Source organism: uncultured Faecalibacterium sp. (assembly GCF_900066275.1).
In the GTDB taxonomy this organism is placed as follows: Bacteria; Bacillota; Clostridia; order Oscillospirales; family Ruminococcaceae; genus Faecalibacterium; species Faecalibacterium taiwanense.
In genome coordinates, this window is sequence record NZ_FMFG01000009.1 from 1 (window position 1) to 23,087 (window position 23,087).

At 57.5% G+C, this 23,087-nt stretch carries 20 protein-coding genes; 4 read left to right on the plus strand and 16 right to left on the minus strand.

Annotated features, from left to right (window positions below; genetic code table 11):
• Positions 1 to 517, minus strand: a 517-nt coding sequence (locus QZL71_RS04935) for a phage terminase large subunit (protein ID WP_294648047.1), incomplete at its 3' end; no start/stop codon positions are given.
• Positions 514 to 795, minus strand: a complete 282-nt coding sequence (locus QZL71_RS04940) for a chemotaxis protein (protein WP_097775081.1) — start codon at positions 793 to 795, stop codon at positions 514 to 516. The genes QZL71_RS04940 and QZL71_RS04935, both read right to left, overlap by 4 nt.
• Positions 796 to 1,176: 381 nt before the next feature.
• Here QZL71_RS04940 and QZL71_RS04945 point away from each other — a divergent pair, with 381 nt between their 5' ends.
• On the plus strand, positions 1,177 to 2,547 hold the full coding sequence (locus tag QZL71_RS04945; protein WP_120020513.1) for an NCS2 family permease: 1,371 nt from the start codon (positions 1,177 to 1,179) through the stop codon (positions 2,545 to 2,547).
• Positions 2,548 to 2,685: 138 nt separating this feature from the next.
• On the opposite strand, the gene QZL71_RS04950 is transcribed toward QZL71_RS04945, so the two are convergent.
• From QZL71_RS04950 to QZL71_RS05010, 13 genes are all read right to left on the minus strand, one after another.
• Positions 2,686 to 2,889 (minus strand): hypothetical protein, encoded by a 204-nt coding sequence (locus QZL71_RS04950; RefSeq protein ID WP_097775079.1) that lies wholly within the window; start codon positions 2,887 to 2,889, stop codon positions 2,686 to 2,688.
• Positions 2,890 to 2,941: 52 nt separating this feature from the next.
• Entirely contained in the window at positions 2,942 to 4,129 is a 1,188-nt protein-coding gene (gltS, locus tag QZL71_RS04955) for a sodium/glutamate symporter (RefSeq protein WP_097775078.1), read from the minus strand.
• 14 nt (positions 4,130 to 4,143) lie between these two features.
• Positions 4,144 to 5,130 carry a TAXI family TRAP transporter solute-binding subunit gene (locus QZL71_RS04960; RefSeq protein WP_294648048.1) on the minus strand — a complete coding sequence of 329 codons (987 nt, stop codon included), beginning with the start codon at positions 5,128 to 5,130 and terminating at the stop codon, positions 4,144 to 4,146.
• 86 nt (positions 5,131 to 5,216) lie between these two features.
• On the minus strand, positions 5,217 to 5,537 hold the full coding sequence (locus QZL71_RS04965; RefSeq protein ID WP_097781527.1) for a hypothetical protein: 321 nt from the start codon (positions 5,535 to 5,537) through the stop codon (positions 5,217 to 5,219).
• Positions 5,538 to 5,638: 101 nt separating this feature from the next.
• The gene (locus QZL71_RS04970) at positions 5,639 to 6,637 is read right to left on the minus strand and encodes an ABC transporter permease subunit (protein WP_097775075.1); all 999 of its coding nucleotides are present in this window, start codon (positions 6,635 to 6,637) and stop codon (positions 5,639 to 5,641) included.
• An 18-nt stretch (positions 6,638 to 6,655) separates the two neighbouring features.
• Positions 6,656 to 8,197, minus strand: a complete 1,542-nt coding sequence (locus QZL71_RS04975) for a sugar ABC transporter ATP-binding protein (protein WP_120080914.1) — start codon at positions 8,195 to 8,197, stop codon at positions 6,656 to 6,658.
• A 164-nt stretch (positions 8,198 to 8,361) separates the two neighbouring features.
• Positions 8,362 to 9,414, minus strand: a complete 1,053-nt coding sequence (locus QZL71_RS04980) for a substrate-binding domain-containing protein (protein ID WP_223388907.1) — start codon at positions 9,412 to 9,414, stop codon at positions 8,362 to 8,364.
• A gap of 486 nt (positions 9,415 to 9,900) precedes the next feature.
• Positions 9,901 to 11,262 (minus strand): magnesium transporter, encoded by a 1,362-nt coding sequence (gene mgtE / locus QZL71_RS04985; RefSeq protein WP_294648051.1) that lies wholly within the window; start codon positions 11,260 to 11,262, stop codon positions 9,901 to 9,903.
• 377 nt (positions 11,263 to 11,639) lie between these two features.
• Positions 11,640 to 14,390, minus strand: a complete 2,751-nt coding sequence (locus QZL71_RS04990) for an insulinase family protein (protein ID WP_294648054.1) — start codon at positions 14,388 to 14,390, stop codon at positions 11,640 to 11,642.
• Between the two features lie 79 nt (positions 14,391 to 14,469).
• Positions 14,470 to 14,655 (minus strand): hypothetical protein, encoded by a 186-nt coding sequence (locus tag QZL71_RS04995; RefSeq protein WP_294648056.1) that lies wholly within the window; start codon positions 14,653 to 14,655, stop codon positions 14,470 to 14,472.
• 125 nt (positions 14,656 to 14,780) lie between these two features.
• Positions 14,781 to 16,037, minus strand: a complete 1,257-nt coding sequence (locus tag QZL71_RS05000) for an MFS transporter (RefSeq protein WP_294648058.1) — start codon at positions 16,035 to 16,037, stop codon at positions 14,781 to 14,783.
• A 53-nt stretch (positions 16,038 to 16,090) separates the two neighbouring features.
• Entirely contained in the window at positions 16,091 to 16,888 is a 798-nt protein-coding gene (locus QZL71_RS05005) for a zinc dependent phospholipase C family protein (RefSeq protein ID WP_097781521.1), read from the minus strand.
• Between the two features lie 215 nt (positions 16,889 to 17,103).
• Positions 17,104 to 18,279, minus strand: a complete 1,176-nt coding sequence (locus tag QZL71_RS05010; RefSeq protein ID WP_207698376.1) for an NAD(P)H-dependent glycerol-3-phosphate dehydrogenase — start codon at positions 18,277 to 18,279, stop codon at positions 17,104 to 17,106.
• Between the two features lie 217 nt (positions 18,280 to 18,496).
• Here QZL71_RS05010 and QZL71_RS05015 point away from each other — a divergent pair, with 217 nt between their 5' ends.
• The 3 genes from QZL71_RS05015 (at position 18,497) to QZL71_RS05025 (ending at position 20,997) form a co-directional block, all read left to right on the plus strand.
• The gene (locus QZL71_RS05015; protein WP_097775067.1) at positions 18,497 to 19,180 is read left to right on the plus strand and encodes an amino acid ABC transporter permease; all 684 of its coding nucleotides are present in this window, start codon (positions 18,497 to 18,499) and stop codon (positions 19,178 to 19,180) included.
• Positions 19,181 to 19,198: 18 nt separating this feature from the next.
• Positions 19,199 to 20,011, plus strand: coding sequence for an amino acid ABC transporter ATP-binding protein (locus tag QZL71_RS05020; protein WP_223388895.1), 813 nt, complete (start codon positions 19,199 to 19,201; stop codon positions 20,009 to 20,011).
• A gap of 137 nt (positions 20,012 to 20,148) precedes the next feature.
• Positions 20,149 to 20,997, plus strand: a complete 849-nt coding sequence (locus tag QZL71_RS05025) for a transporter substrate-binding domain-containing protein (protein ID WP_294648061.1) — start codon at positions 20,149 to 20,151, stop codon at positions 20,995 to 20,997.
• A gap of 232 nt (positions 20,998 to 21,229) precedes the next feature.
• Here the strand turns inward: QZL71_RS05025 and uvrC are convergent, their stop codons facing one another.
• Complete coding sequence (gene uvrC / locus QZL71_RS05030; protein ID WP_294648064.1) at positions 21,230 to 23,077, minus strand: excinuclease ABC subunit UvrC; 1,848 nt, start codon at positions 23,075 to 23,077, stop codon at positions 21,230 to 21,232.
• Positions 23,078 to 23,087 lie beyond the last annotated feature (10 nt).

The window sequence follows — 23,087 nt, forward strand, 5'->3', positions numbered from 1 at the left end:
GTGCCTTCACCCACCCGTGGCCGATGCCGCCGGGATTGGTGGTGGCCCGCATGTACACCCGCGTGCCCGGGCCGGTGGGACGGTTGCGGCTCATCATGTAGCTGTACTCTTCCCATTCAAAGTGGGTCAGCTCGTCAAAGCCGATAAAATCGAAGGCCTTGCCCTGATAATTGGTACGGTCCTTGGTGTACTGCATGGAGCCAAAGTAAATTTTTGCCCCGCTGGGGAAGTTCCACACATGGGCCGTGGCGTTGTACTGTGCCTGCGGGAACGCCCTGTGGTAGTACACCTGGCTCTTGTCCACCAGATCGGAAAGCTGCGGGTAGGTCTTGCGCAGGATCAGCGCCCGGTAGTGCGGAATGTGCACCTGCCGCAGCGCTTCGATCACCAGCGCGTCGCTCTTGCCGCCGCCTGCTGCACCGCCGTACAGCGCTTCCGGTTCCGGGCGGCTCATAAATTCGGCCTGCCGCGGCTGGGGCCGCCAGACCACCGGCACTCTTGCTTGTACAATGCTCATGGTTCTTCCTCCACCGTCGGCAGCAGCACCACGCCGCACTCCGCTCCTTCTGCCTGTGCCCCCTGATCGTTCAGGGTCTTGGCTACACCGGCCAGATCCTTGAGCACCGCCGTGGCCTCCTTGAGGTCTTTCATGGTGCCTGCTCCCGATGCGCCTTCCTTTTTTGCCGCCTTCTGCCGGGCATTCAGTTCCCGCACCTGCTGTGCCAGCAGGGTGCTCAGGGTGTCCGTGGCTCGGCTCAGGCTGGCCAGCCCTCTGGCCTGTTTTGTCTGCCCCATGGTGTTGGGTATCAGCTCCTTTCCGCCCTGGTGTGCTGGGCTATGGCAAAAGGATACCACTGGTGCTGCTTTCACAACAGTGTGCACTTTTACAGGGCCATAGTGTATATTTTAAATCAAAGAATCCGATTCGTATACTTTCGTCCCTTGTAATTCATCGCTGTTTCGTATCTTTTCAAAAGCAGTGTTTTTTCTCCATCAAAATTTGTGGCAGACCCGCAGAAAACCTTCAAAGTCATACTCATTTGCGATTTTTGGACAGAAAATGAAAAAAGTGTGTTTATTCTGTGGACAAATGCTTTTGTAAAATGTTACAATAGGTTCTGTTCTTTCCCGTCCCACGCACGGACGGGATGTTTTATCTGAATCAGGAGGTTCCTCATGTTAGAAAACATCTTTCATCTGAAGGAGAACCACACCGATGTCAAGACCGAGATCATGGCAGGTATCACCACCTTCATGACCATGGCTTACATCCTTGCGGTCAATCCCAACATCCTTTCTGCTTCCGGCATGGATTCGGAAGCCGTTCTGATCGCCACCGCGCTGGCGTCCTTTGTTGGCACTGCGCTTATGGCTCTGCTTGCCAACTATCCGTTTGCACTGGCACCCGGCATGGGCCTGAACGCCTACTTCTCCTACACGGTCGTTCTCACCATGGGCTACAGCTGGCAGTTGGCCCTGATGGCCGTCTTTGTAGAGGGCATCATCTTCATCGTGCTGTCCCTCACCAATGTCCGTGAGGGCATCTTCAATGCCATCCCCATGACCCTGAAGAGCGCCGTCAGCGTGGGCATCGGCCTGTTCGTTGCTTTCGTTGGCCTGCAGAACGCAAAGCTGATCGTCAACAGCGATTCCACCCTCGTCACCTACCAGCACTTCAAGGGCGAGACCTTCTCCAGCGTGGGCATGGGCGCGATCCTTGCCCTGTTGGGTATCGTGATCACCGCCATCCTGCTGGTAAAGAAGGTCAAGGGCGGCATCCTGTACGGCATTCTTATCACCTGGGTGCTGGGCATCCTCTGCGAGATCGCCGGCATCTATGTTCCCAACCCCGACGCAGGCATGTACTCCGTCATTCCCACCGCCTTCGTCAGCTTCGACTTCTCCGCGCTGGGCAAGACCTTCGGTCAGGTGTTCAAGACCGATTTCTCCGGCGTTGGCATCCTGAACTTCTTCGCCGTCATGTTCTCCTTCCTGTTCGTTGACCTGTTCGATACTCTGGGCACCCTGATCGGTGTTGCCTCCAAGGCCGACATGCTGGACGAGGACGGCAAGCTGCCCCACATCAAGGGCGCACTGATGGCCGACTCCATCGCCACCTGCGCAGGCGCTGTGCTGGGCACTTCCACCACCACCACCTTCGTCGAGAGTGCTTCCGGCGTTACCGAGGGCGGCCGCACCGGTCTGACCGCTATGACCACCGGCATCCTGTTCCTGCTGGCAACCATCTTCAGCCCTCTGTTCCTCACCATCCCGTCCTTTGCAACGGCTCCGGCCCTGATCATCGTGGGCTTCTACATGATGGGTTCCGCCGTCAAGATCGACTTCAATGATCCCAGCGAGGGCATCCCCGCCTTCCTGACCATTCTGGCCATGCCCACCGCTTACAGCATTTCCGAGGGCATCGCCATCGGCGTGATCTCCTGGACCCTGATCAATCTGGTCACCGGCAAGGCCAAGGAAAAGAAGATCAGCCCCCTGATGTATGTGCTGACCGTGCTGTTCATCCTCAAGTACGTGTTCCTCTAAGCCGCTGATCTTACCGCAAGCAAAAAAGCTCCCGTCCATCATCAGGACGGGAGCTTTTCTGCTTCCTGTGATCCGGAACAGCCTGTGCATTCGCTCCGGGCTGTCCGGCGTGGAACTATTCTTTTTTAGCAATCGGGGTTATTTGCGCCGCGGGTGGATATGCACTTCCGGGATAGCTACGTTATCGTAGTGGATCGGCTTATCTGCCGCCGGAGTGCCGTCCGCATCCGTATGATGTGCCACCTTGCCGGTATGGATTTCCGGCAAGGCCACGGTTTCTTCCTCATGGGGATGCTCCCGCTTTTTTCCGAGCCACGTTTTCAGATGGTGATAAAGCGACATTGCACGTCTCCTTTCCCGGTGCGGAAGCCCGCCCGAACTGTAAAGATCAGCTTCAGATAAAATTGATGAACACCGTAATGACCAGACTGTTCAGAAAGTCCGCAAACAGACTGCCCACCAGCGGGATCAGCAGATACGCCTTGACCGAGGGCGAATATTTATCGCAGATGGCCTGCATGTTGGCCATAGCGTTGGGCGTTGCGCCCATGCCAAAGCCGCAGGTGCCGGATACGATCACCGCCGCGTCGTAATCGCGGCCCATGATGTTGAACACCACCAGCACCACATACAGGATCATGAACAGGGTCTGCCCGGCCAGCAGCACGATCAGCGGCAGGGCCAGCTCTGCCAGCTGCCACAGCTTCAGGGTGATCATGGCCATACCCAGGAACAACGAAAGGCAGATGCCGCCAATGTCATTGATCTCGCCCATATACACGGTGTAGCCGCCGCCATACTCACCCACATTGCGGATGATGGCCGCCGCGATCATGGCACCGATGTAGATGGGGAAGGTCATGCCCGTCAGGCTCAGAAGTCTGGACAGCACCGTGCCGATGCCCATGGCGACGATCAGCTGGAAGCTTGCCGCCGGGTACATGGTGGTGTGGCGCTCGTGCTTCATTTCTTCTTCCACCAGTAGGCTGTCATCCTCCGGTACCACCGTGGCCAGCAGGTTGTGCCGCTCTATGAGCATCTTACCGATGGGGCCGCCCATCATGCTGCCCGCGATCAGGCCATAGGTGGCCGCTGCCGTACACAGGGTGGTGGCCCCCTGAATGCCAAAGTCCTCCAGCACCGGGCCAAAGGCACCGGCGGTGCCGTGACCGCCCACCATGGGGATGGAGCCGGTGCAAAGGCCCACCAGCGCATCCACGCCCAGCAGCTTTGCCAGCCCCACGGCTACAAAGTTCTGGCTGACGATCAGCACGATGACCACGCCCAGAAACACGATCATCGCTCTTCCGCCGCTTTTCAGCACCTTGAGGTTTGCCTGGAAACCCACCGAGGTGAAAAACATCACCATGCAGACTTCCTTTAGAATATCATCAAATGCAAACTCGGCAACGCCGGTCACATAGCACACACAGGTAAAAATGGCGAACAGCACACCGCCAATGACCGGAGCCGGAATGCAGAAACGTTCCAGCACCTGCACCCTTGCCCGCAAAAATTTGCCCAGCATCAGCACCAGCACAGCAACGGCCAGTGTCTGATACATATCCAATTCGATCTTCATTGCTCTACTTTCCCTCAGTTCCCAGCCGCTTCATCGACCGTAATTCCTGCCGCCTTATAATATGCGGCCGCGCCCGCATGGAACGGGATGCCAACGCCCTCTACTGCGTTTTCCTCCGGGTCCAGCGGGATGCCCAGCTGCTCTTCCAGCCCTTCCCGGCTGGAGAACAGAAGCTGTGTCAGCTGCTGCACCTGCTTTGCAGGCAGCGCGTTGCTGGCCAGCAGAACGGCTTTCACGCCCACCGTCTGCACCTTTTCCGTCTGTCCGGGATAGGTGCCTGCCGGCAGCGTAACGCCGCTGTAGGCGCTGTAAGCGCTCTGCAGACGCTGTGCTGCCGCACCGTCCACGTTCAACAGCCGGATGCCGCACTCGCCTGCCAGAGCGGTCAGCACCGGGCTGGGCGCGCCCACCGTCATAAAGATGGCATCCACCCTGCCCGCCTTCAGCTGGGCAGCGGCATCCTCATAGTTCAGGTTTACCATGCTCACCATCTTGTCGTTCAGGCCATAGGCAGATAAGATCTGCCGCGCGTTCTGCTCCGAACCGGATTCCTCCGCGCCAATGCTCACCGTCCTGCCATGCAGGTCCTCAATGGACTGGATGTCGGAATCCGCCCGCACCACCACCTGACAGGTCTCGGTGTACAGCGCCGCCACGGCACCAAAGCCCCGGCTTTCCTCCTCGTCGACAAAGATGCCGGTCTGGTCATAGGCATCCTGCACAAGGTCTGCCTGTGCAATGGCCAGCTGCAGGTATTCGCCGGCCAGCAGACGCAGGTTCGCTGCGGAACCGGCGGTAGCCTTCAGCTCCACCTGCCCGTTGTCCGTCTCATTTTCCAATGCTGCGAACCGCTCACCGAACTCTCGGTAGATGCCGCCCTCGCCAGCCACGCCGAAGCGCAGCCGTTTAACGGTCTCCACCGACGAGCATCCGCTCAGCAGTGCTGCTGCCAGCAAAGCTCCGGCCAGCACCGCCGCGAGCCATTTCTTTTTCAAGATCACCACTCCTCTTCCTGCCGCCGCAGTGCGGCAGAGCTTTTATTCTAAATTATACGCATATTGCGGATGAAATGCAATCACCTATATTCTTACCCGCCGAACAGCCCGAAGAAGCTGGTATGGGTCACTCCCAGCACAAGGAACAGTGCGATCAGTGCAAACAGTACCCCGATGATAATATCCATCTGGTGCACGGTCAGCGGAAAATGGTCGTACATTTTTTCTTTCGCATTCACAAAGTTTTTGTCGCCGTTGTTCAGCAGGCTCTTTTTGCCCTCCTCAAAATCCGCCTTCTGCGCGGCCAACTCTGCCTGCTCCTGTGCAAGCTGTTCTTCCCGGGCCGCAAGGGCAGCTTCCCGCCGGGCAAGCTCCTCTGTGAACTGCTCCCTTGTTCGGTTTTCCTGTGCCATAAGCACACCTCCTGATGTTGTTTTTCTTTATGATACCACACAAATGCAAATAAAAAAAGCGGGCCGCCTGCCCAAAAGCAGACGACCCACAGAAAAAGCTCTTACTTCTTTGCCAGATACTTGCGGATATCGATAGCCACAGCCACGATAATGACAAGGCCCTGAACGATGTAGGTGTAGGAGGAGTTCACGTTCATGAACTGCAGAGCCACCTTCATCAGCTCAAAGACCAGAACGCCGACCAGAACGCCGGGAACAGTACCAACGCCGCCGGTGGTGGAAACACCGCCGATGGTGCAGGCTGCGATGGCATCCAGCTCATAGCCCTGTGCGGTGTTGACGGATGCGCCGCCGGACTTTGCAGCCAGCAGGCAGCCTGCCAGACCGAACATGCAGGAAGCCAGGATGTAGATGCGGATCTTGGTGGCGTTGACGTTGACACCGGCCACCTCAGCAGCAGCCTCGTTGCCGCCGATGGCGTACATGTACTTGCCGTGACGGGTCTTGTTGTACAGGAACCAGAAGCACCCGGCCACGATCAGAGCGATCCAGATCAGCACAGGCACACCGATGATGGTGTTGGAGGCCAGAGAGGTGAAGTTTTTGTTCAAAGAGCCGATGGGGGTACCGCCGGTGTACACCAGGCAGATACCGTAGACCACCTGCTGCATACCCAAGGTAGCAATGAAGGGCTGCACCTTCAGGTAGCTGACCACCAGACCGTTGCACAGACCCACGATGGCGCAGATGGCAATGACCAGAATGAACACCACGGGGGTGGACAGGGTGTGCATGTTGGGGTAGAACTTACCGGATGCGCCCTCGGTCTGCGCAAAAATGCAGGCAAGGCAGGCGGCAAAACCAGCCAGACGACCGGCCGACAGGTCGTTACCGGTGGTGATCAGGCAGCCGGAAATGCCCAGCGCGATGATGTAGCGGATGGACACGTTCTTGAACAGGTTGATCATGTTGGTGCCGGAGAAGAAGTTGGGGTGCATGATGCCAACGATCAGAGTGATGGCCAGCATCATCATAATAATGGCGTTGTTGCTGAGCCACTTGCCCACAGCCTTGCCATTCAATTTTTTGGTAGCTTCCACGATAGACAGCCTCCTTAATTACTGATTTGCCGCAGCTGCGTCAGGTGCGGTCTCGAACTGGGTAGCCAGCGCCATGATGTTCTCCTGCGTAGCGTCCTTGCCGTCGATAAAGCCGGTGATGCGGCCATCGCACATGACCATGACACGGTTGGACATACCGATGATCTCGCTCATTTCGGAGGAGATCATGATAATGCTCTTGCCCTGCTTGGCCAGATCGGCGATGATGCAGTAAATTTCATACTTTGCACCAACGTCGATGCCGCGGGTAGGCTCGTCCAGAATGAGCACATCGGGGTTGTTGGCCAGCCACCGGGCGATCAGCACCTTCTGCTGGTTGCCGCCGGAAAGGCTCTTGATCTGGGTCTTGGGGCTGGGCACCTTGATGGCCATCTTTTCCTTGTTGGTAGCCACCAGATCCAGGATCTTCTTGTTGTCCAGCATGATGGGGCCCTTGCGCAGGGCATCCAGCGATGCAATGGAGATGTTATCCGCAACACTCAGCACACCCATGATGCCGGTGGCACGGCGGTCCTCGGTCAGCAGAGCCACGCTCTTCTGGATGGCGTCGCGGGGCTGCTTGATGTTCACCTCTTCGCCCTTGATCCACACCTTACCGGAGGTATGGGCACGCAGGCCGAAGATGCCTTCCATCAGCTCGGTGCGCTGTGCGCCCACCAGACCGGCCACGCCCAGGATCTCGCCTTTTTTGACCTCGAAGCTGCAGTGGCGGAAGGAGCGCGGATGGATGGATGTAAAGTCCTCCACCTTCATCATCACCTCGTCCGAGGGATGGTTCTCCAGCGGGGGATACAGGTTCGACAGCTCACGGCCGACCATCTTTGCAATGATCTCTTCCTTGGTCATGTTGGCAACGTCCCACTTACCGATGTACTGGCCATCGCGCATGATGGTGACTTCGTCCGCGATCACCTTGATCTCGTCCATCTTGTGGCTGATATAGACCAGTGCCACGCCCAGAGCCTTCAGCTCGCGCATGATGCGGAACAGCGACTCAACTTCGTTTGCGGTCAGTGAGGAAGTGGGCTCGTCCAGGATCAGCACCTTGCAGTTTGCGGAAACAGCCTTTGCAATTTCCACCATCTGCATCTGTGCGATGCTCAGAGAGCCAAGCTTTGCACGGGGATTGATCTCCAGCTTCAGCTTTTTCAGCAGCTCCTCCGTATCCTTGTACATTTTGGCGTGATCCACCACCGTAACAGGACCGTACTTTTTGGTGGGGTAGCGGCCCAGCCAGATGTTCTCGGCCACAGTACGTGCCGGGATCGGCTGCAGTTCCTGATGCACCATGGCAATGCCGCGGTTCAGTGCATCCAGAGGGGTGGTGATGGTAACTTTTTCGCCCTCGTATTCAATTTCGCCCTCGTCCATCTTGTAAATGCCAAACATGCATTTCATCAGTGTGGACTTACCGGCGCCGTTTTCACCCATCAGCGCCATGACCTTACCGGGGCGAAGCTCCAACTGGGCGTGATCCAGCGCTTTGACGCCGGGGAAGGTCTTGACCACGCCTTTCATTACCAGACGGTATTCTGACATTCCGCAGAGCCTCCTTGTCGTTTATTATAAGGCCGCAGAAAAACCTTTTTTTCAAAACAAGGCGCGTGCGCGGAGAATATTTCTCGCACGCACGCGCTTTATAGCTTTGTTCAAGCCGTCAAGGTCCACTGCGCACCTTGCATTGTTTCAGGAAAACTTTGGTCTTACTTCACGTACTCGGAAGCGTTGTCCTTGGTCACCTTCACATAGTCGACCCAGTAGTACTGCTCGACCTTGGAGCCTTCAACGTACAGCTTGGTAGCCTCAGCAGCTGCGGTAGCCTGACCCACGTCGTCGTTCAGCACGGTACCGGTCATGTTGCCATCCAGAACGTCCTGAACAGCCTCAGCCAGTGCATCGACACCGACCAGATAGATGTCCTTGCCGACGGTGCGGTTAGCCTGCTGGATGGACTGCAGAGCGCCCAGTGCCATTGCGTCGTTGTTGCAGAAGACAACTTCGATCTTGTCGCCGTACTGAGACAGAGCGTTTGCAACGTCCTGCTGAGCGGTGGTCTGATCCCAGTTGTCCAGGTACTCGTACAGGCACTCAACTTCCTTGCCTGCATCGGTCAGGGCCTTGATGGAGTACTCGGTGCGGTACTGAGCATCGATGTTCTCGGGGTCGCCCTTGCACATAATGTAGGTGATCTTGCCGTCGCCGTTGATATCGCCCTGAGTCTCGGTCTCCAGGATCAGCTCGCCCTGATAAGTACCGGACTGACGTGCGTCAGCACCAACGTAGCAGCACTTGTCTGCGTAGGAGTCCAGAACGCTCTTGTCGGGCTCACGGTTGATGAAGACGATAGGAGTCTCAGAGGGCTTGACGGTATCAACGATGGTCTGTGCGGAAGTGGTCTGCACGGGGTTGATGACCAGCACGTCCACGCCCTGCTGCAGGAAGGTGTTGATCTGCTCGGTCTGGGTGTTCTGGTCGTTCTTGCCGTCCATGATGGTGACGGAGTAGCCCATGTCCTTCAGGTACTCTTCCAGATCGGAGCGGTACAGGGTCATGAAGTTATCAGCAAACTGATAGATGCACACGCCGATGTTTGCGGAACCGTTGGTTGCAGCAGCGCTGGAAGCAGCAGCAGAAGATGCAGCAACAGAAGAAGCAGCAGTAGAGGTGCTGGAAGAGCCGCCGCAGGCGGTCATAGCAGCAGTTGCACCAACAACAGCAGATGCCTTCAGGAAGTCACGACGCGAAATCATTTTCATAATAATGTTCTCCTTCAATTCGTATCTCAGCATTTTCACAGGAGCAATCTTGCATGCACCTGTAATTCCTGTTCGTATTATACCCTTGCAGCACCCCACTGTTCAAGAGAACAAGTTCACAAGATTGAAGGAGTTCTTTTGTGCTATTTCAACAAATGCTTTTTGGGCTCGCCAATTTCTTTTCTCGAAACATCACAATTTTTCATACATTTGCAACCTCCCTACAAAAGCAAAAAAATTATGTCATTTTTCTCTCAAAAAGATTACAAAATGTTGCATCGTCCGGTTTTTGCAGCTTTTTTATTTCTTGTATATCTTGAAAAATATTTTCAGGAATAGTTCATCCCTGTTCTTCCGCATTTTTTCGCTTCATTTCTGAAATTTTCTGAAAATCGCCTGTCATTCCCGGTTCCTGCCGCCCGCCTTTTGCAAAGAAAATGCCCAGAAGCTTTCCTGAGCCTCCGGGCATTCCGATCCGAGTATCTTTTACAGATGCAGCAGCATCTTTGCAATGTTGAAGTAGATCAGCAGCGTGGTGGTATCCACAATGGTGGTGATCAGGGGTGAAGCCATCACGGCCGGATCCACATGCAGCTTTTCTGCCGCCACGGGCAGAATGCCGCCGATGATCTGCGAGAGCAGGATGGTGCAGATCAAAGTCAGGCACACCACCAGCGCCACCGGAGCCGCGATGCGGTCAAACACCAGCAGCTTTACAAAGTTGCATACGGCCAGCGTGCCGCCGCACATCAGGGCTACGCGGCTCTCGCGCCACAGGATGCGGGGCAGATCGTGGGGCTGGATGTCGCCCACCGCCATGCCGCGGATGATGGTGGAAGTGCTCTGGCTGCCCGCGTTGCCGCCTGCGTCGGTCAGCATGGGGATGTAGGCGGTCAGCACGGTCACAGCGGCCAGTGCATCCTCGTATCCGCGGATGACCATGCTGGAGAAGGTGGCGCTGATCATTAAAAACAGCAGCCACGGCGCACGGCTCTTATACAGATCCCACATGCTCTGCTTGAAGTAGGGCTTGTCGGAGGGGCCGATTGCGTTCATCTTTGCAATATCCTCACTGGCCTCATCCTGCAGGATGCTGATAGCATCGTCAATGGTCACGATGCCCACCAGCCGGTTCTCGGCGTCCACCACCGGGATGGCCAGAAAGCCGTATTTCTCGAACAGCTTGGAGACGTCCTCCTGATCCGTGGTGGTGCTCACGCTGACCACATTGGAATCCATCAGGTCCTTGATAGGCTCTTCTGTGTTCTTTGCCAGCACCAGCGCCCGCAGGGACACCACGCCGATCAGCCTGCGGCTGTCATCGGTCACATAGCAGTTGTTGATGGTCTCCTTGTCAAAGCCATTCCTGCGGATGGCCTCCATAGCCTGTGCCACGGTCATGTCCGGCCGCAGCTCCATCAGCTCGGTGGTCATCACGCCGCCGGCCGAGTCCTCCGGGTACTTGAGCAGCTCGTTGATCATGCGGCGGGTGGTGGGGTCGGCCTGACCCAGAATGCGCTTGACCACGTTGGCAGGCATTTCCTCCACAAGGTCGGTGGCATCGTCCACGAACAGTTCGTCCACAACAGCCTTCAGCTCGGTATCGGTCAGGCCGTCGATCAGCTTCTGCTGGGTCTCAGGGGCCAGTTCGGTGAACACATCTGCGGCCAGATCCTTCGGGCACAGACGGAACAGCACCGGGAGCTTTTCTGCAGGCAGATTCTCAAATACCGCCGCAAGGTCGGGCGCGGGCAGAGTTTCCATCACATCCCGCAGGCTCTGGTATTTCTTGGCATCGTCCAGATTTGCCAGCATGGTCTTGAGGGTATCGATCGAGATTTCAGACATAAAAAAGCTGCCTCCTTTTCAGTGGCAGCTCTCGTTTCTTCTTTTCAGGGAACGCAAACACGCGCCGTGTGCATTCACACACAGCAGGGTCTGCGCAAAGCAGAAACGGCGGCTGCCATCATATAAAGTAATCGGGGAGAAAGACTGCTGCTACTGCCAGCAGGTTCCATGACAACCACCTCGTTTTCCTGTTGTAAAAAGACACTTTTTGCCTTTTCCGCCCATTACTTTACCACTGCTTTTTTGCCGCGTCAACCCTGCTTTTTAAATTTTTCCGTTTCTTTACAAAAAGTAAAAGTGCCCGATGACATTTTTCGTATCATCAGGCACTTTTATCCTGTCAGAGCATGTCCCGGGCGGGATGGAAGGCTCTTTGCTTACAGGGTCTCTACCGTATCAAACAGGTCTTTTGCGGCTTCCACAGCATCCTTGCTGCCAAACACCACCCGCACGCCGTTTGCCATGGCGGCACCCAGCTCTGCGGCCTGCTCCTTCAGCAGTGCGGCATCCACCGCACACAGGGCCTTGCGGTCTGCCGCCATCATTTCATCAGTGATGCCGCAGAAATACCGGCGGTCCGTCTCGCGGGCCTCAGCACGCGGCTTGCGGGGGGTGTCCAGCTTGGCCACAGTACCCACAATAAAATCGTTCAGGTCTTTTTCGGTGTACTCCCGTGCTGCCAGTTCTGCCGGACCTTTTGCAAAGGTGTCGTAGCTTTCCTTTACATGGGGGTCGCGGTAGGTGTACAGGTATTCCACGCCGTCCGAGGAGAGCATTCCGGTGCCGTAAGCGCCGCCCACCTCACGGATGTTGTGCCACAGGTATTCGTAGCTCATCACGCGGGCCAGCGCCTTGCGGTCGCTGCGGCGCTCCATGGGCCATACCTGTACATCGTAGTTCACACCGCCGTCAATGATAAACGCTTCGTTCACCGGCGGTGTCAGCGGCTCCACATAGGGCTTTGCCGCAGCGCGGCCCTCGGCAGCAAAGCGGCTGTCCGGCAGCAGAGTGCGCAGCTTTGCAAGGGCATCCTCGCTGCCGTACAGGCTGACCGTCAGCTCCGCGTGCTGCAGCACCTCTGTGCGCAGGGCATCCAGCTTTTCACCCAGTGCTGCCCAATTGCCGCGCTCCTGCACGCCGCACAAGAACTTGTAATAGCTCACACCGCTGCAGCGTTCACTCACCGCGCCGTCCACCGTGTAGTGGGCACTGGCGCGGGTGGCTGCGTATACATTGCCCTGCTGGATGAACTGCTGTTCCATGTTCAACTTCTGCTGGCTCAGCACCCGTGCAAAAGCAGCTTCTGCCGCCGGGCCGGTAAGGATGGTATCATACAGCCATTCGCCGCCCAGCTCCACAGCCTTTTCCAGACTGCGTTCCAGCAGGCTCAGGCACAGGCTCAGCTTGGCATGGCAGGGTGCACCCTCCTGCCGCCCAGTCCAGATGTCCAGCTGGGTGCGGCTGTCGCCCAGCCATGTGCTGCGCAGAGTGTTCAGTTGCTGAGCGGTGTGTTCGGTGCTGTCCAGCTCGTCCAGCACATCGGTCAGCAGGTCCAGATACGGCATGTCCTCAGGCTTCACATTACCAAGGTCATAGTAGAAGTTCAGGTACAGGCTGCCTGCCGAAGGGTGATGCAGCAGCTGTACCCCGGCCAGAAGTTCCCGCTCGCCTGGGGCCGTCCTTGCTCCGTCGCCAAGGTCGGCAACGGTCAGCGGGTGCTCCAGCACAAGCTTGCCATCGGTGCGGATGGGTTCGCTCTCCTCTTTTTTAGGCAGGGTGGGCACCTGCACCACCTGCACCGGAGCCGGTGCAAACAGCTCACGCAGCAGCTCATCGAACCAGCCATCGGCCATCTTTTCCCGCAGGGAAGCAAACAGCCTGTCCGTGTGCAGCAGCAGGGCGGGGTCGCCGGTGTGCAGCCAGCCAGTAGAAGCATTGATGGCATCCAGCACGCCGTCTGGCAGGGTGCCCGGGCGCTCCAGCGATGCAAACTCTGCTGCGTTCAGCGAAGCCAACAGCAGTTCCTGCGGGATGCCCTCGGCCAGAATGCCGTCCACCGCCTTGCGCACAGCGGCAGCAAACTTGCGGGCGCTCTCCTCGGTGGCACCGCGCAGCACCAGTTCCAGCACCGGCTGCAGGGTGCTGTCGTCAAAGCCAATGTCAATATCTGCGCCCAGCTTTTCGGCCAGCAGCGCCGCCTTCAGCGGGGAGTTATTGGTGCCAAGCAGGGCATCCAGCAGGATCTCCACGCCCAGCTGCCGCTCCCGGTCTGCAAAGGCACCGGTGTACCATGCCAGAGCACACTGCACCTCGTCCGGCTCCGGGTTTTCGGTATAGTAGGGCAGTTCCACGCAGGCACCCGCCTGCTCGTGCTGCATGGTCAGCTGCGGACGGCTGGTGCCCTTGGGCATTTTTGAAAGATAATCCCTGTCCAGCAGTTCCAGCTTTTCAGCCATATCCATTTTGCCATAGAGGGTAATGCAGCAGTTGTCGGCGCTGTAGTGGCGGTGATATACCCGCTTATACTTTTCATAGGTCAGCGCCGGGATGCTGGCCGGGTCGCCGCCGGAAACAAAGCCGTAGGCCGTATCCGGGAACATGGCCCGTTCCAGTGCATTTTCCAGCTGAGCATCCGGTGCAGCCAGAGCGCCCTGCATCTCGTTGTACACCACTCCGCTCACGGTACCGTCGGCACTGCGGTGCCAGCCCTCCTGCTCAAACACGCTCTTGTCCACCATGGCCAGCGGGCAGAACACCGCGTTCAGGTAGACATCCATCAGGTTTTTGAAGTCGGTCTCATTGGGCGTAGCGAACGGGTAGACCGTCTTATCCGGGAAGGTCATCGCATTCAGGAAAGATGCCATACTGCTTTTGAGCAGCTGCAAGAACGGCGAGGTCACCGGGTATTTTTCGCTGCCTGCCAGCACCGAGTGCTCCAGAATGTGGAACACGCCGGTGTCATCGGACGGGAAGGTGCCAAAGCCGATGCCAAACGCCTTGTTGGAATCCTCATTTTCCACCAGCAGCACCGTGGCACCGCTCACATCGTGGGTAAGCACGGTCAGGGTTCCGTGCTGTTCAGGGCAGTCCTCGGTACGCACGAGGGTATAACCGGGAAATCGTTCCATTTCGTTTTCTCCTTTGTGGTTTTGAAATCGTTTGACACTATTGTATCATTCGAGGGCAAAAAACACAATTACCGGTTTGTTAATAATAACCAGAAGGACAATTTAAAATGGCCTCCGTTACACTCTGGCCATATTCAGCGGAAATTTTATTTTTATTTCGCATTTGTCGCGGCCTGCGGGCCGCTCCAAACGCACTTTCACGAATAGAGTCGCTGCCGAAAACTGCATCTTTACTGCGTAATGGCAACAATATGTCGTTTGCCATTGTGCCCTTCCCGTGAAAAAGGAAACAAGCCGGCCCCGCAGGGCTGGCTTGTTTGCAAAATTATAAAATAATATTTCCTCTGATATTGCCAACGCGAAAGCGTCGGCAATTTTAAATCGTATTTTTTACACCTGTTTTGCGCCCTCAGTCCGGCAGGACACCCGGAACAGCACAAAGCCCACTGCAAACAGCAGCGCCAGCATCCCAATGCCAACATTGGCGCTGCCGGTCAGCTGGCTGCCCACGCTCACGATCATGGTGCCAAGGAAGGACGCGCCCTTGCCGCAGATGTCGAACAGGCCAAAGTATTCGCCGGATTTTTCAGCCGGGATGATCTTGGCAAAGTGGCTGCGGCTCAGTGCCTGCACGCCGCCCTGGAACATGCCCACCAGCACGGCCAGTATCCAGAACTGCCACTGGCTGGTCAGGAAGAAGGCAAACACCGCAATGCCGGTGTAGGCCGCGATGCAGACCGGGATAAGCTGGCTGGACGGATATTTTGCGCTTAGACGACCAAAGATCAGCGCCGAAGGGAAGGCCACGATCTGCGTTACCAGCAAGGCAAGCAAAAGGCCGGTGGTCTCCAGCCCCAGTGCCGTGCCGTAGGCGGTGGCCATATCGATGATGGTATACACGCCGTCGATGTAGCAGAAGAAGGCCAGCAGGAACCAGAACACCTGCTTATCCTCGCGCAGATGCTTGAGGGTGTGGCCGATGCGCACAAAGCTCTGCCGGATGGCGTGCTGCTCTACCTCCACATAGTTGATCTGCTTATAGCTCCGCAGCAGCGGCAGGGTGGTGCCCAGCCACCACACAGCGGTGATGAGCAGCGCCACGGAAAGGGCGGTCATCTGGCTCAGGCCGATGGCCCCGCTGCCCAGCACCAGCGCCAGACACACCACAAAGGGCACGCAGCTGCCAATGTAGCCCCATGCATAGCCCTGCGAAGACACAACATCCATGCGTTCCGGGGTGGTCACATCGCCCAGCATGGAATCGTAGAACACCAGACTGCCCGAAAAGCCGATCTTTGCAAGGATGAAGATGATCAGGAACGGCAGCCATGTAGTAGCAAGGCCCATGGCACAGCAGCCTGCCACGCCCACGAACAGGCAGAGCATGAAGATGGGCTTTTTAAAGCCTCTGGTATCGGCCAGCGTGCCCAAAATCGGCCCCAGCACTGCCGTGATCACCGTGACCACCGAGCTTGCATAGCCCCAGTAGGCCAGATAGTTCACCGGACTCAATCCCCCGGCCTCGGCCAGCGCATTAAAGAAAATGGGCACCAGTGTGGCGATCATCAGCACAAAGGCCGAGTTGCCCACATCGTACAGGATCCATGACCGCTCCAGCGGGGTCACCTTGAATTTTTCGCTTTGCATTTTTACTCTCTCCCTGCACCGCCGGGCGGTGCACCCTCATTTTTTGTGCCCGCTCAAAACTCCCCGAAGGTGTGGTCAAAGGCCTTGCTCAGGGGCTGGTCCGTGTCCAGCTTTGCCACAAATTCCAGGATCAGCGTTTCTGCCAGCGGAAGCGCCTGCGCATACAGTTCTTCCAGCCGCTTGCCGCTCTCCACGCACTTCGGGTTCGGCTGCGGATCTGCCACAAGGCCGTGCAGCATGTCGTATTTGCCCACCACCTTCATGCCGGTCAGCACCACCCAGCGCTTGACAGGATTGGATGCCTGCAGCAGCCTGTGCACTGAGATCATGCCCTTGAGCGAGTCCAGCGCCACCTGCTCCGAGATGCCCTCGTAAAAGGGCGCGATCGCCTTTGCATTCTGTTCCGACGGGTGGATATGGCTGGCTGTGAAAAACTTCAGCGGGTCGTATCCGTCCCGGCGCAGCAGCATGTTGTCAAACTCGGTCTCGATCTCGCAGTGGGTCACGCCGCTTTCCCGGGTGAACTGCTCCACATACGGGTGGCAGGTGCTGTCCAGCGCAAAGTGGCACACAAAACCCAGTGCATAGGCCAGCGCAGCATCCCGGTCCGCCTCGCAGTGCACCACCCTGCGCGCCCGGTCAAAAAAGACCCGCCCCGGCTCCTCGTGCATGGCGTTGCCCAATGCACCCACCGGGTTGGACTTGGCAGCATGGTAATAAAACAGCAGGTCCGGCCCGTGCAGGCCGATATCATAAAGCTCACGGTTCTGTTCCAGCTGAGCACGCAGTTCATCCGGCAGATGTTCCAGCACATTGGTGCCAAAGCGGCGGTGCGCATAAGTTGACGGCATGGCAGATTCCTCTCTTTCTCTCCGACAGGGTGCACAAAACGTCCCCCGGTTTTTGCGTTCTGTTTCAGTATAGCAGAAAGTTTCCCGACCTTCTACCCTTTTACGTCTGATTTTGGTAAAAAATTTGAATTATTTTGTGTTTTCGGCCAGTGGGCAGGCCGCGCAGCAAAAAAGGCACAGCCATCTGCAGACAGCTGTGCCTTCTCCCTTAAAATTCAGACTTTTTCGTAGCCCTGCGGCATCTCGTTCTTCCGGTTGCGGTCCATCAGGGTGCGCAGCGCGTCGCTGGCGCTCATGCCCTCCTTCACGATGGCGTTCACCGTCTGCACAATGGGCATTTCCACATTGTACTTTGCGGCCAGCTCCATGGCAGCGGGCAGTGCATTGATGCCCTCCACCACCATGCCGACTTCTTTGACTGCCTGCTCCGGGCTTTTGCCCTTACCGATCAGAATGCCCGCACGATTGTTGCGGCTGTGCATACTGGTGGCCGTCACGATCAGGTCGCCGATACCGGCCAGACCCGCAAAGGTGTGGATGTTGCAGCCCATGGCCACGCCCAGCCGGGCGATCTCGGCAATGCCGCGGGTGATGAGGGCTGCGCGGGCGTTATCGCCGTAGCCAAGGCCGGTGGAGATGCCAACACCCAGCGCAATCACATTCTTCAGCGCGCCGCTCAGCTCCACGCCCTTGATGTCGGCGTTGGTGTACACACGCATACAGGTGTTGCTGAACACATCCTGCACATACTCGGCAGCGGCTTCATCCGGGCAGGCCGAAACGATGGTGGTGGGCATGTCCAGCGCCACCTCTTCGGCGTGGGTGGGGCCGGAGAGCGCTACCAGCTTTACCCCTTTGGGGCCGCCCTCACGGTTCAGCTCGTCGGCGATGACCTCGGTCATGGTATATAAGGTGTCCGGCTCCATGCCCTTTGCAACGTCCACAAGGATCTGGCCGTCCGGGATGTAAGGCCGGGCCTTTGCCGTGGTGGAGCGCACAAATACCGACGGCACTGCAAACAGCAGCACATCCTTGCCGGTGCACACTTCCTCAATGCTCTTGGTAAACTGCAGCTCTTCCGGGATCTTCATGCCCGGCAGATTGGGGTGCACCCGCGTAGCGGAAAGGTTCTCCACCTCAGCCGGAAGCGCCGACCACACCTGCACATCATTGCCGCTGACACACAGCATCCGTGCCAGAGCCATGCCCCAGGTACCTGCACCCAGAACGCCAATTTTTTTCTTCGTCACGTTCGTGTCCTCCGTGTCTGCACCGCGCAAAGGGCACTGCACCCTCTGCGGTGAATTTGCGCCTGTGCCGGGCCAAGCCCGGTGCGCGTTGTTATGTTCATTGTACACGAAAGCCGGTGCGCCGTCAACCGCTTGCCGCATTGCACAAAGTTTTCCAGATGGGTCGTCCGTTTTTGTACACATCACGCGTTTTGAGCAAACCGTTTGCACTCCATCCGGATTCATGCTATAGTATTCTGGTAGGTTTTGTAGGAATTTTAGAAAAAGCCCTTGACTTCAAGCGCACTCCAAGCCTTATAATACCTTTGTTCTTACAATTTACAGAGTATTTGAATACCGTTCTGAGGGAACATTTTTCATGTTTGAAGCATTTCTTTCCAACCGTACGGTCAGCGTGCTGGCGGAGGCCCTGCCCCGTATCCTTACGGCAGGCCTTACCATGACCATCCCGCTCACGCTGGTCTCCTTCTTTTTTGCCATGATCATTGCCGTGGCCGTTGCGCTGGTGCAGTACGCCAATGTGCCGGTGCTGCGGCAGATCGCGCGGTTCTACATCTGGGTCATCCGCGGCACACCGCTGCTGGTGCAGCTGTTCATCATCTTTTATGGTCTGCCCAGCGTGGGCATCATGCTGGACGCTTTCCCTGCTGCGGTCATCGCCTTTGCCTTCAACGAGGGTGCCTACTGTGCCGAGACCATGCGCGGCGCACTGGAAAGCGTGCCGCAGGGCCAGCTGGAAGCCGGTTACTGCGTGGGCATGAGCTGGTGGCAGATCATGCGCCGCATCGTGCTGCCGCAGGCCCTGCGCACCGCAGTGCCCGCCCTCTCCAACTCGCTCATCGGCATGATCAAGGACACCTCGCTTGCGTCCAATATCACAGTAGCCGAGCTGTTCATGGCCGGTCAGCGCGTGGCCGCCCGCACCTACATCTTCCTGCCCATCTACTGTGAGGTGGCCGTGGTGTATCTGCTGTTCTGCACGGTCATCACCAAGCTGCAGGCACTGCTGGAGCGTCGGCTCAACGCCCACGGCTTCCAGTAAGAAAGGAGTGTGGCAACCATGTCCATGTTAGAGATCAAAAACGTCCACAAATCCTTTTTCACCTACACAAAGCCCCGCCTGCAGGCAAGCATCTTCCACCGGCCCGGTGCACGCAAAGTGACCAGCGAGCTGCAGGTGCTGCGCGGCGTGGACCTGACCGTGGAAAAGGGCGATGTGGTGGCCATCCTCGGCCCCTCCGGCTCCGGCAAGACCACCCTGCTGCGCTGTCTGAACTTTCTGGAGACTGCCGACGCAGGCCAGCTCACCTTTGACGGTGAGACGTTCGACCTTGCCCAGGCCAGCCGTGCCGACATTGCCCGGCTGCGCAAAAAGACGGCCTTTGTGTTCCAGAGCTACAATCTGTTCCGCAACAAGACTGCCCTGCAGAACGTGACCGAGGGCCTCATCATTGCCCGCAAAATGCCCAAAGAGCAGGCGGATACCGTTGGCATGAAGATGCTGGAAAAGGTGGGCCTTGCCGACCGAGCCGACTACTATCCGCGCCAGCTTTCCGGCGGCCAGCAGCAGCGCGTGGCCATTGCCCGGGCACTGGCCTCCGACCCGGAGATCATCTATTTTGACGAGCCGACTTCGGCCCTTGACCCGGAGCTGACTGGCGAAGTGCTGGCCGTGATGCGGCAGCTGGCCGAAGAGGGCATGACCATGCTGGTTGTCACCCACGAGATGGGCTTTGCCCGCAATGTTTCCTCCAAGACCGTTTTCATGGAGAACGGCGTGGTAGTGGAGCAGGCTCCCTCGCATGAGTTTTTCGCCAACCCCAAAGAGGAGCGTACCCGCGAATTTTTGCGGAAGATCGCTCACACCGAGTGAGGTTTAACCAACTCCCCCAGTCTGCTTCGCAGACAGCCCCCTCCGGGATGGGGCCTTTGGCAAAACCAGAAAGTCTCCCTCTTTGCCTGAAGGAGTTTATTTCACAAATATTTTTATAGAGAAAAGGGAATCCAACTATGAAACGCAGAACTTTTATTTCTCTTATGAGCGTCATGGCCGCTGCCGGCGTGCTGACTCTGTCCGGCTGCTCCAATTCTTCCGGCAGCACCGCTGCTTCCGGCACGGCCGCCTCTGTGGCTCCTGCTGCCGGCGACCAGCTGTCCAACATCCAGTCCAGCGGCAAGCTGATCGTCGCCCTGGAAGGCGCATGGCAGCCCTGGAGCTACCACGACGAATCCGATACTCTGGTGGGCTACGATGTGGAAGTCTCCCGCGCCATTGCCGAAAAGCTGGGCGTGGAGCCGGAGTACGTCGAAAGCGACTGGGACAGCCTGTTTGCCGGTCTGGACGCAGGCCGCTACGACATCGTGTGCAACGGCGTGGAAGTGACCGACGAGCGCGCCAAGACCTATGATTTCACCGAGCCCTACGGCTACATCCACACTGCCCTTGCCGTCCGCAAGGATAACGACGAGATCACCAGCTTTGAGGACCTGAAGGGCAAGACCACCGCCAACAGCCTTGCTTCCACCTACATGGAACTGGCCGAGAGCTATGGTGCCACCGTACAGGGCATCGACACGCTGGAAGAGACCATCCAGCTGCTCACCGCCGGCCGCATCGACGCCACCCTGAACGCCGATGTCTCCTTCTACGATTACCTGAACGTCCACCCGGATGCAGATTTCAAGCTGGTGGCCCAGACCGAGGATGCATCCCACGTTGCCATTCCTCTGCGCAAGGGCGATGCCAGCGCCACCCTGCTGGATGCCATCAACACCGCCATTGAGGAGCTGCGTGCCGACGGCACCCTGAAGGAGCTGAGCGAGAAGTATTTCGGTCAGGATATTTCTGCGGAGAACTGAATCATTTGAATGCCCTCCGCTTTGCTCTGGGCATTTTCAGCGGAAAATTTATTTTAATATTGCAAACCCCGGCAGACTGCGGTCTGCCGGGGTTTGCCTTTTCACGGGAAGGGCTATAACCGGCAAATGCATCAATCGCGTTTTCTTCAGCTCTGCACATTCATTGCATCTGAATGCAAAAAGCTCTCCCTTTCGGGAGAGCTGGCATCGCGCAGCGATGACTGAGAGGGTTTTATGCGTGAAAATATGCGTAGATGATCTGTGCCGTCTGTTTGCCCACGCCGGGGGTATTTTCCAGCTGGTCAGGCGTGGCTTCCTTCACCGCACCCACGCTTTTGAACTGGGCCATCAGCGCCTTGGCCGTTTTGGGGCCGATGCCGGGGATTTCCGTCAGGGTGGAGGAATAACTCTTCTGCTTCATCTGCTGCTTGCGGTAGGCATTGGCAAAGCGGTGGGTCTCGTCCTGAATGGCCGTGATAAAGGTAAAGGTGCCCCGGTTCATATTGATGGCAATTTCCCGGCCGTCGCTGTCCACAATGGCGCGGGTGCGGTGGTGGTCGTCCTTCACCATGCCGTAGAGCGGCACATCCGCAAGGGCAGTCCCGGCCAGTGCATCTTTTGCCGCGCTCACCTGCCCCCTGCCGCCGTCCATCAAAAGCAGATCCGGCTTCTGCCCGAACCAGTTGCTGCAGGGTTCTCCTTTTTTTGCAAGCTCTGCGTACTTTTCATACTCTGCCGCCCGCCGGGAGACAGTCTCTGCCAGTGATGCATAGTCGTCAGTGCCCGCCACCGTCTTCATCTTGAACTTGCGGTAGCCCGCCTTGTAGGGCTTGCCGTCCTTGAAAGTGACCATGCCGCACACGCTGGAGCCATCGCCCCAGTTGGAGATATCGTAGCTCTCAATGGCACGGGGCGGCTTTGCAAGGCCCAGCACCTGCGCCAGCTCGTCCAGCAGCTTTTCCTCCCGGGCATAGCGGCCGCTCTCCCGGGCAAGACGCTCCACCGCGTTGGTGTGGGCCATCTCCACCAGATGGGCCTTATCGCCCCGCTGGGGCACATACAGCTGCACCTCACTGCCGCGCTTTTCGTTCAGCGCCTGCTGCAAAGCGTCGCTGTCCGGCGGCAGCTCGTCCACCGCAATGATCTTGGGGATCTGTTCGTCATCCAGATAATACCGGGGCAGAAATTCCTCCCGCACGGCGGCAATGTCCGAAGTATCGTGGAACAAAAACTCCCGCTTGTCGGTCAGCCGTCCGTCCCGGAAGCGCAGCACCGCCGCACACACGCTGTCCGGCGTGCCTGCCAGCGCCACCACGTCCATCTCCACATCCGGGTCCACAATGACCTTCTGCCCGGCGCTCACCTTGGTGATGGCTGCGATCTGGTCCCGCAGCAGGGCCGCCGTCTCAAATTCCAGCCGGTCCGAGGCCTCCTGCATCCGCTCGTTGAGGATCTTCAGGATGTCCTTTTTGCCGTAGCGGATCAGGTGCACAGCGCTCTTGACGGCCTGATTGTAGTTTTCGCAGCTGATCCTGCCGCTGCACACTGCCATGCACTTGCCGATGTGGGCGTTCAGGCAGGGCCGTCCCTTGCCGATCTCCTGCGGGAAGCGCTTATTGCAGCGCGGCAGCAGAAAGGCATCCATGGCGGTTTCTGCCATCTGCCGCGCCGCAAAGCTGGAGGTATAGGGGCCGATATACTCGGCATCGTCCTCCTCCTTTTGCAGCACGAAGGAGAGCCGGGGCCATGGCTCCTTTGTCACCTTGATATAGCTGTAGCCCTTATCATCCTTGAGCAGGATGTTATACTTCGGCGTGTGAGCCTTGATCTGGCTGGCTTCCAGCACCAGCGCTTCAAACTCGCTCTGGCAGACGATCACGTCAAAGGCATAGGCATGGGCGATCATCTGGCTGACCTTGTTGTCGTGGGGCACGCCCTCGCGGAAATACTGGCTCACCCGGATGCGCAGCCGCTTTGCCTTGCCGATATAAATGATGGTGTCCGTCTTATCCCGGATGATATAAACACCGGGCAGCAGCGGCAGCATACAGGCTTTCTGATACAGTTCAGCTTTGGTCATGGATTCTCCT

Coding starts and splice junctions, on each gene's coding strand:
- QZL71_RS04940 (WP_097775081.1), bottom strand. CDS start 795: ATGGGGCAGACAAAACAGGCCAGAGGGCTGGCCAGCCTGAGCCGAGCC.
- QZL71_RS04945 (WP_120020513.1), top strand. CDS start 1,177: ATGTTAGAAAACATCTTTCATCTGAAGGAGAACCACACCGATGTCAAG.
- QZL71_RS04950 (WP_097775079.1), bottom strand. CDS start 2,889: ATGTCGCTTTATCACCATCTGAAAACGTGGCTCGGAAAAAAGCGGGAG.
- gltS (WP_097775078.1), bottom strand. CDS start 4,129: ATGAAGATCGAATTGGATATGTATCAGACACTGGCCGTTGCTGTGCTG.
- QZL71_RS04965 (WP_097781527.1), bottom strand. CDS start 5,537: ATGGCACAGGAAAACCGAACAAGGGAGCAGTTCACAGAGGAGCTTGCC.
- QZL71_RS04975 (WP_120080914.1), bottom strand. CDS start 8,197: ATGTCAGAATACCGTCTGGTAATGAAAGGCGTGGTCAAGACCTTCCCC.
- QZL71_RS04980 (WP_223388907.1), bottom strand. CDS start 9,414: ATGAAAATGATTTCGCGTCGTGACTTCCTGAAGGCATCTGCTGTTGTT.
- mgtE (WP_294648051.1), bottom strand. CDS start 11,262: ATGTCTGAAATCTCGATCGATACCCTCAAGACCATGCTGGCAAATCTG.
- QZL71_RS04990 (WP_294648054.1), bottom strand. CDS start 14,390: ATGGAACGATTTCCCGGTTATACCCTCGTGCGTACCGAGGACTGCCCT.
- QZL71_RS04995 (WP_294648056.1), bottom strand. CDS start 14,655: ATGGCAAACGACATATTGTTGCCATTACGCAGTAAAGATGCAGTTTTC.
- QZL71_RS05000 (WP_294648058.1), bottom strand. CDS start 16,037: ATGCAAAGCGAAAAATTCAAGGTGACCCCGCTGGAGCGGTCATGGATC.
- QZL71_RS05005 (WP_097781521.1), bottom strand. CDS start 16,888: ATGCCGTCAACTTATGCGCACCGCCGCTTTGGCACCAATGTGCTGGAA.
- QZL71_RS05010 (WP_207698376.1), bottom strand. CDS start 18,279: ATGCGGCAAGCGGTTGACGGCGCACCGGCTTTCGTGTACAATGAACAT.
- QZL71_RS05015 (WP_097775067.1), top strand. CDS start 18,497: ATGTTTGAAGCATTTCTTTCCAACCGTACGGTCAGCGTGCTGGCGGAG.
- QZL71_RS05020 (WP_223388895.1), top strand. CDS start 19,199: ATGTCCATGTTAGAGATCAAAAACGTCCACAAATCCTTTTTCACCTAC.
- QZL71_RS05025 (WP_294648061.1), top strand. CDS start 20,149: ATGAAACGCAGAACTTTTATTTCTCTTATGAGCGTCATGGCCGCTGCC.
- uvrC (WP_294648064.1), bottom strand. CDS start 23,077: ATGACCAAAGCTGAACTGTATCAGAAAGCCTGTATGCTGCCGCTGCTG.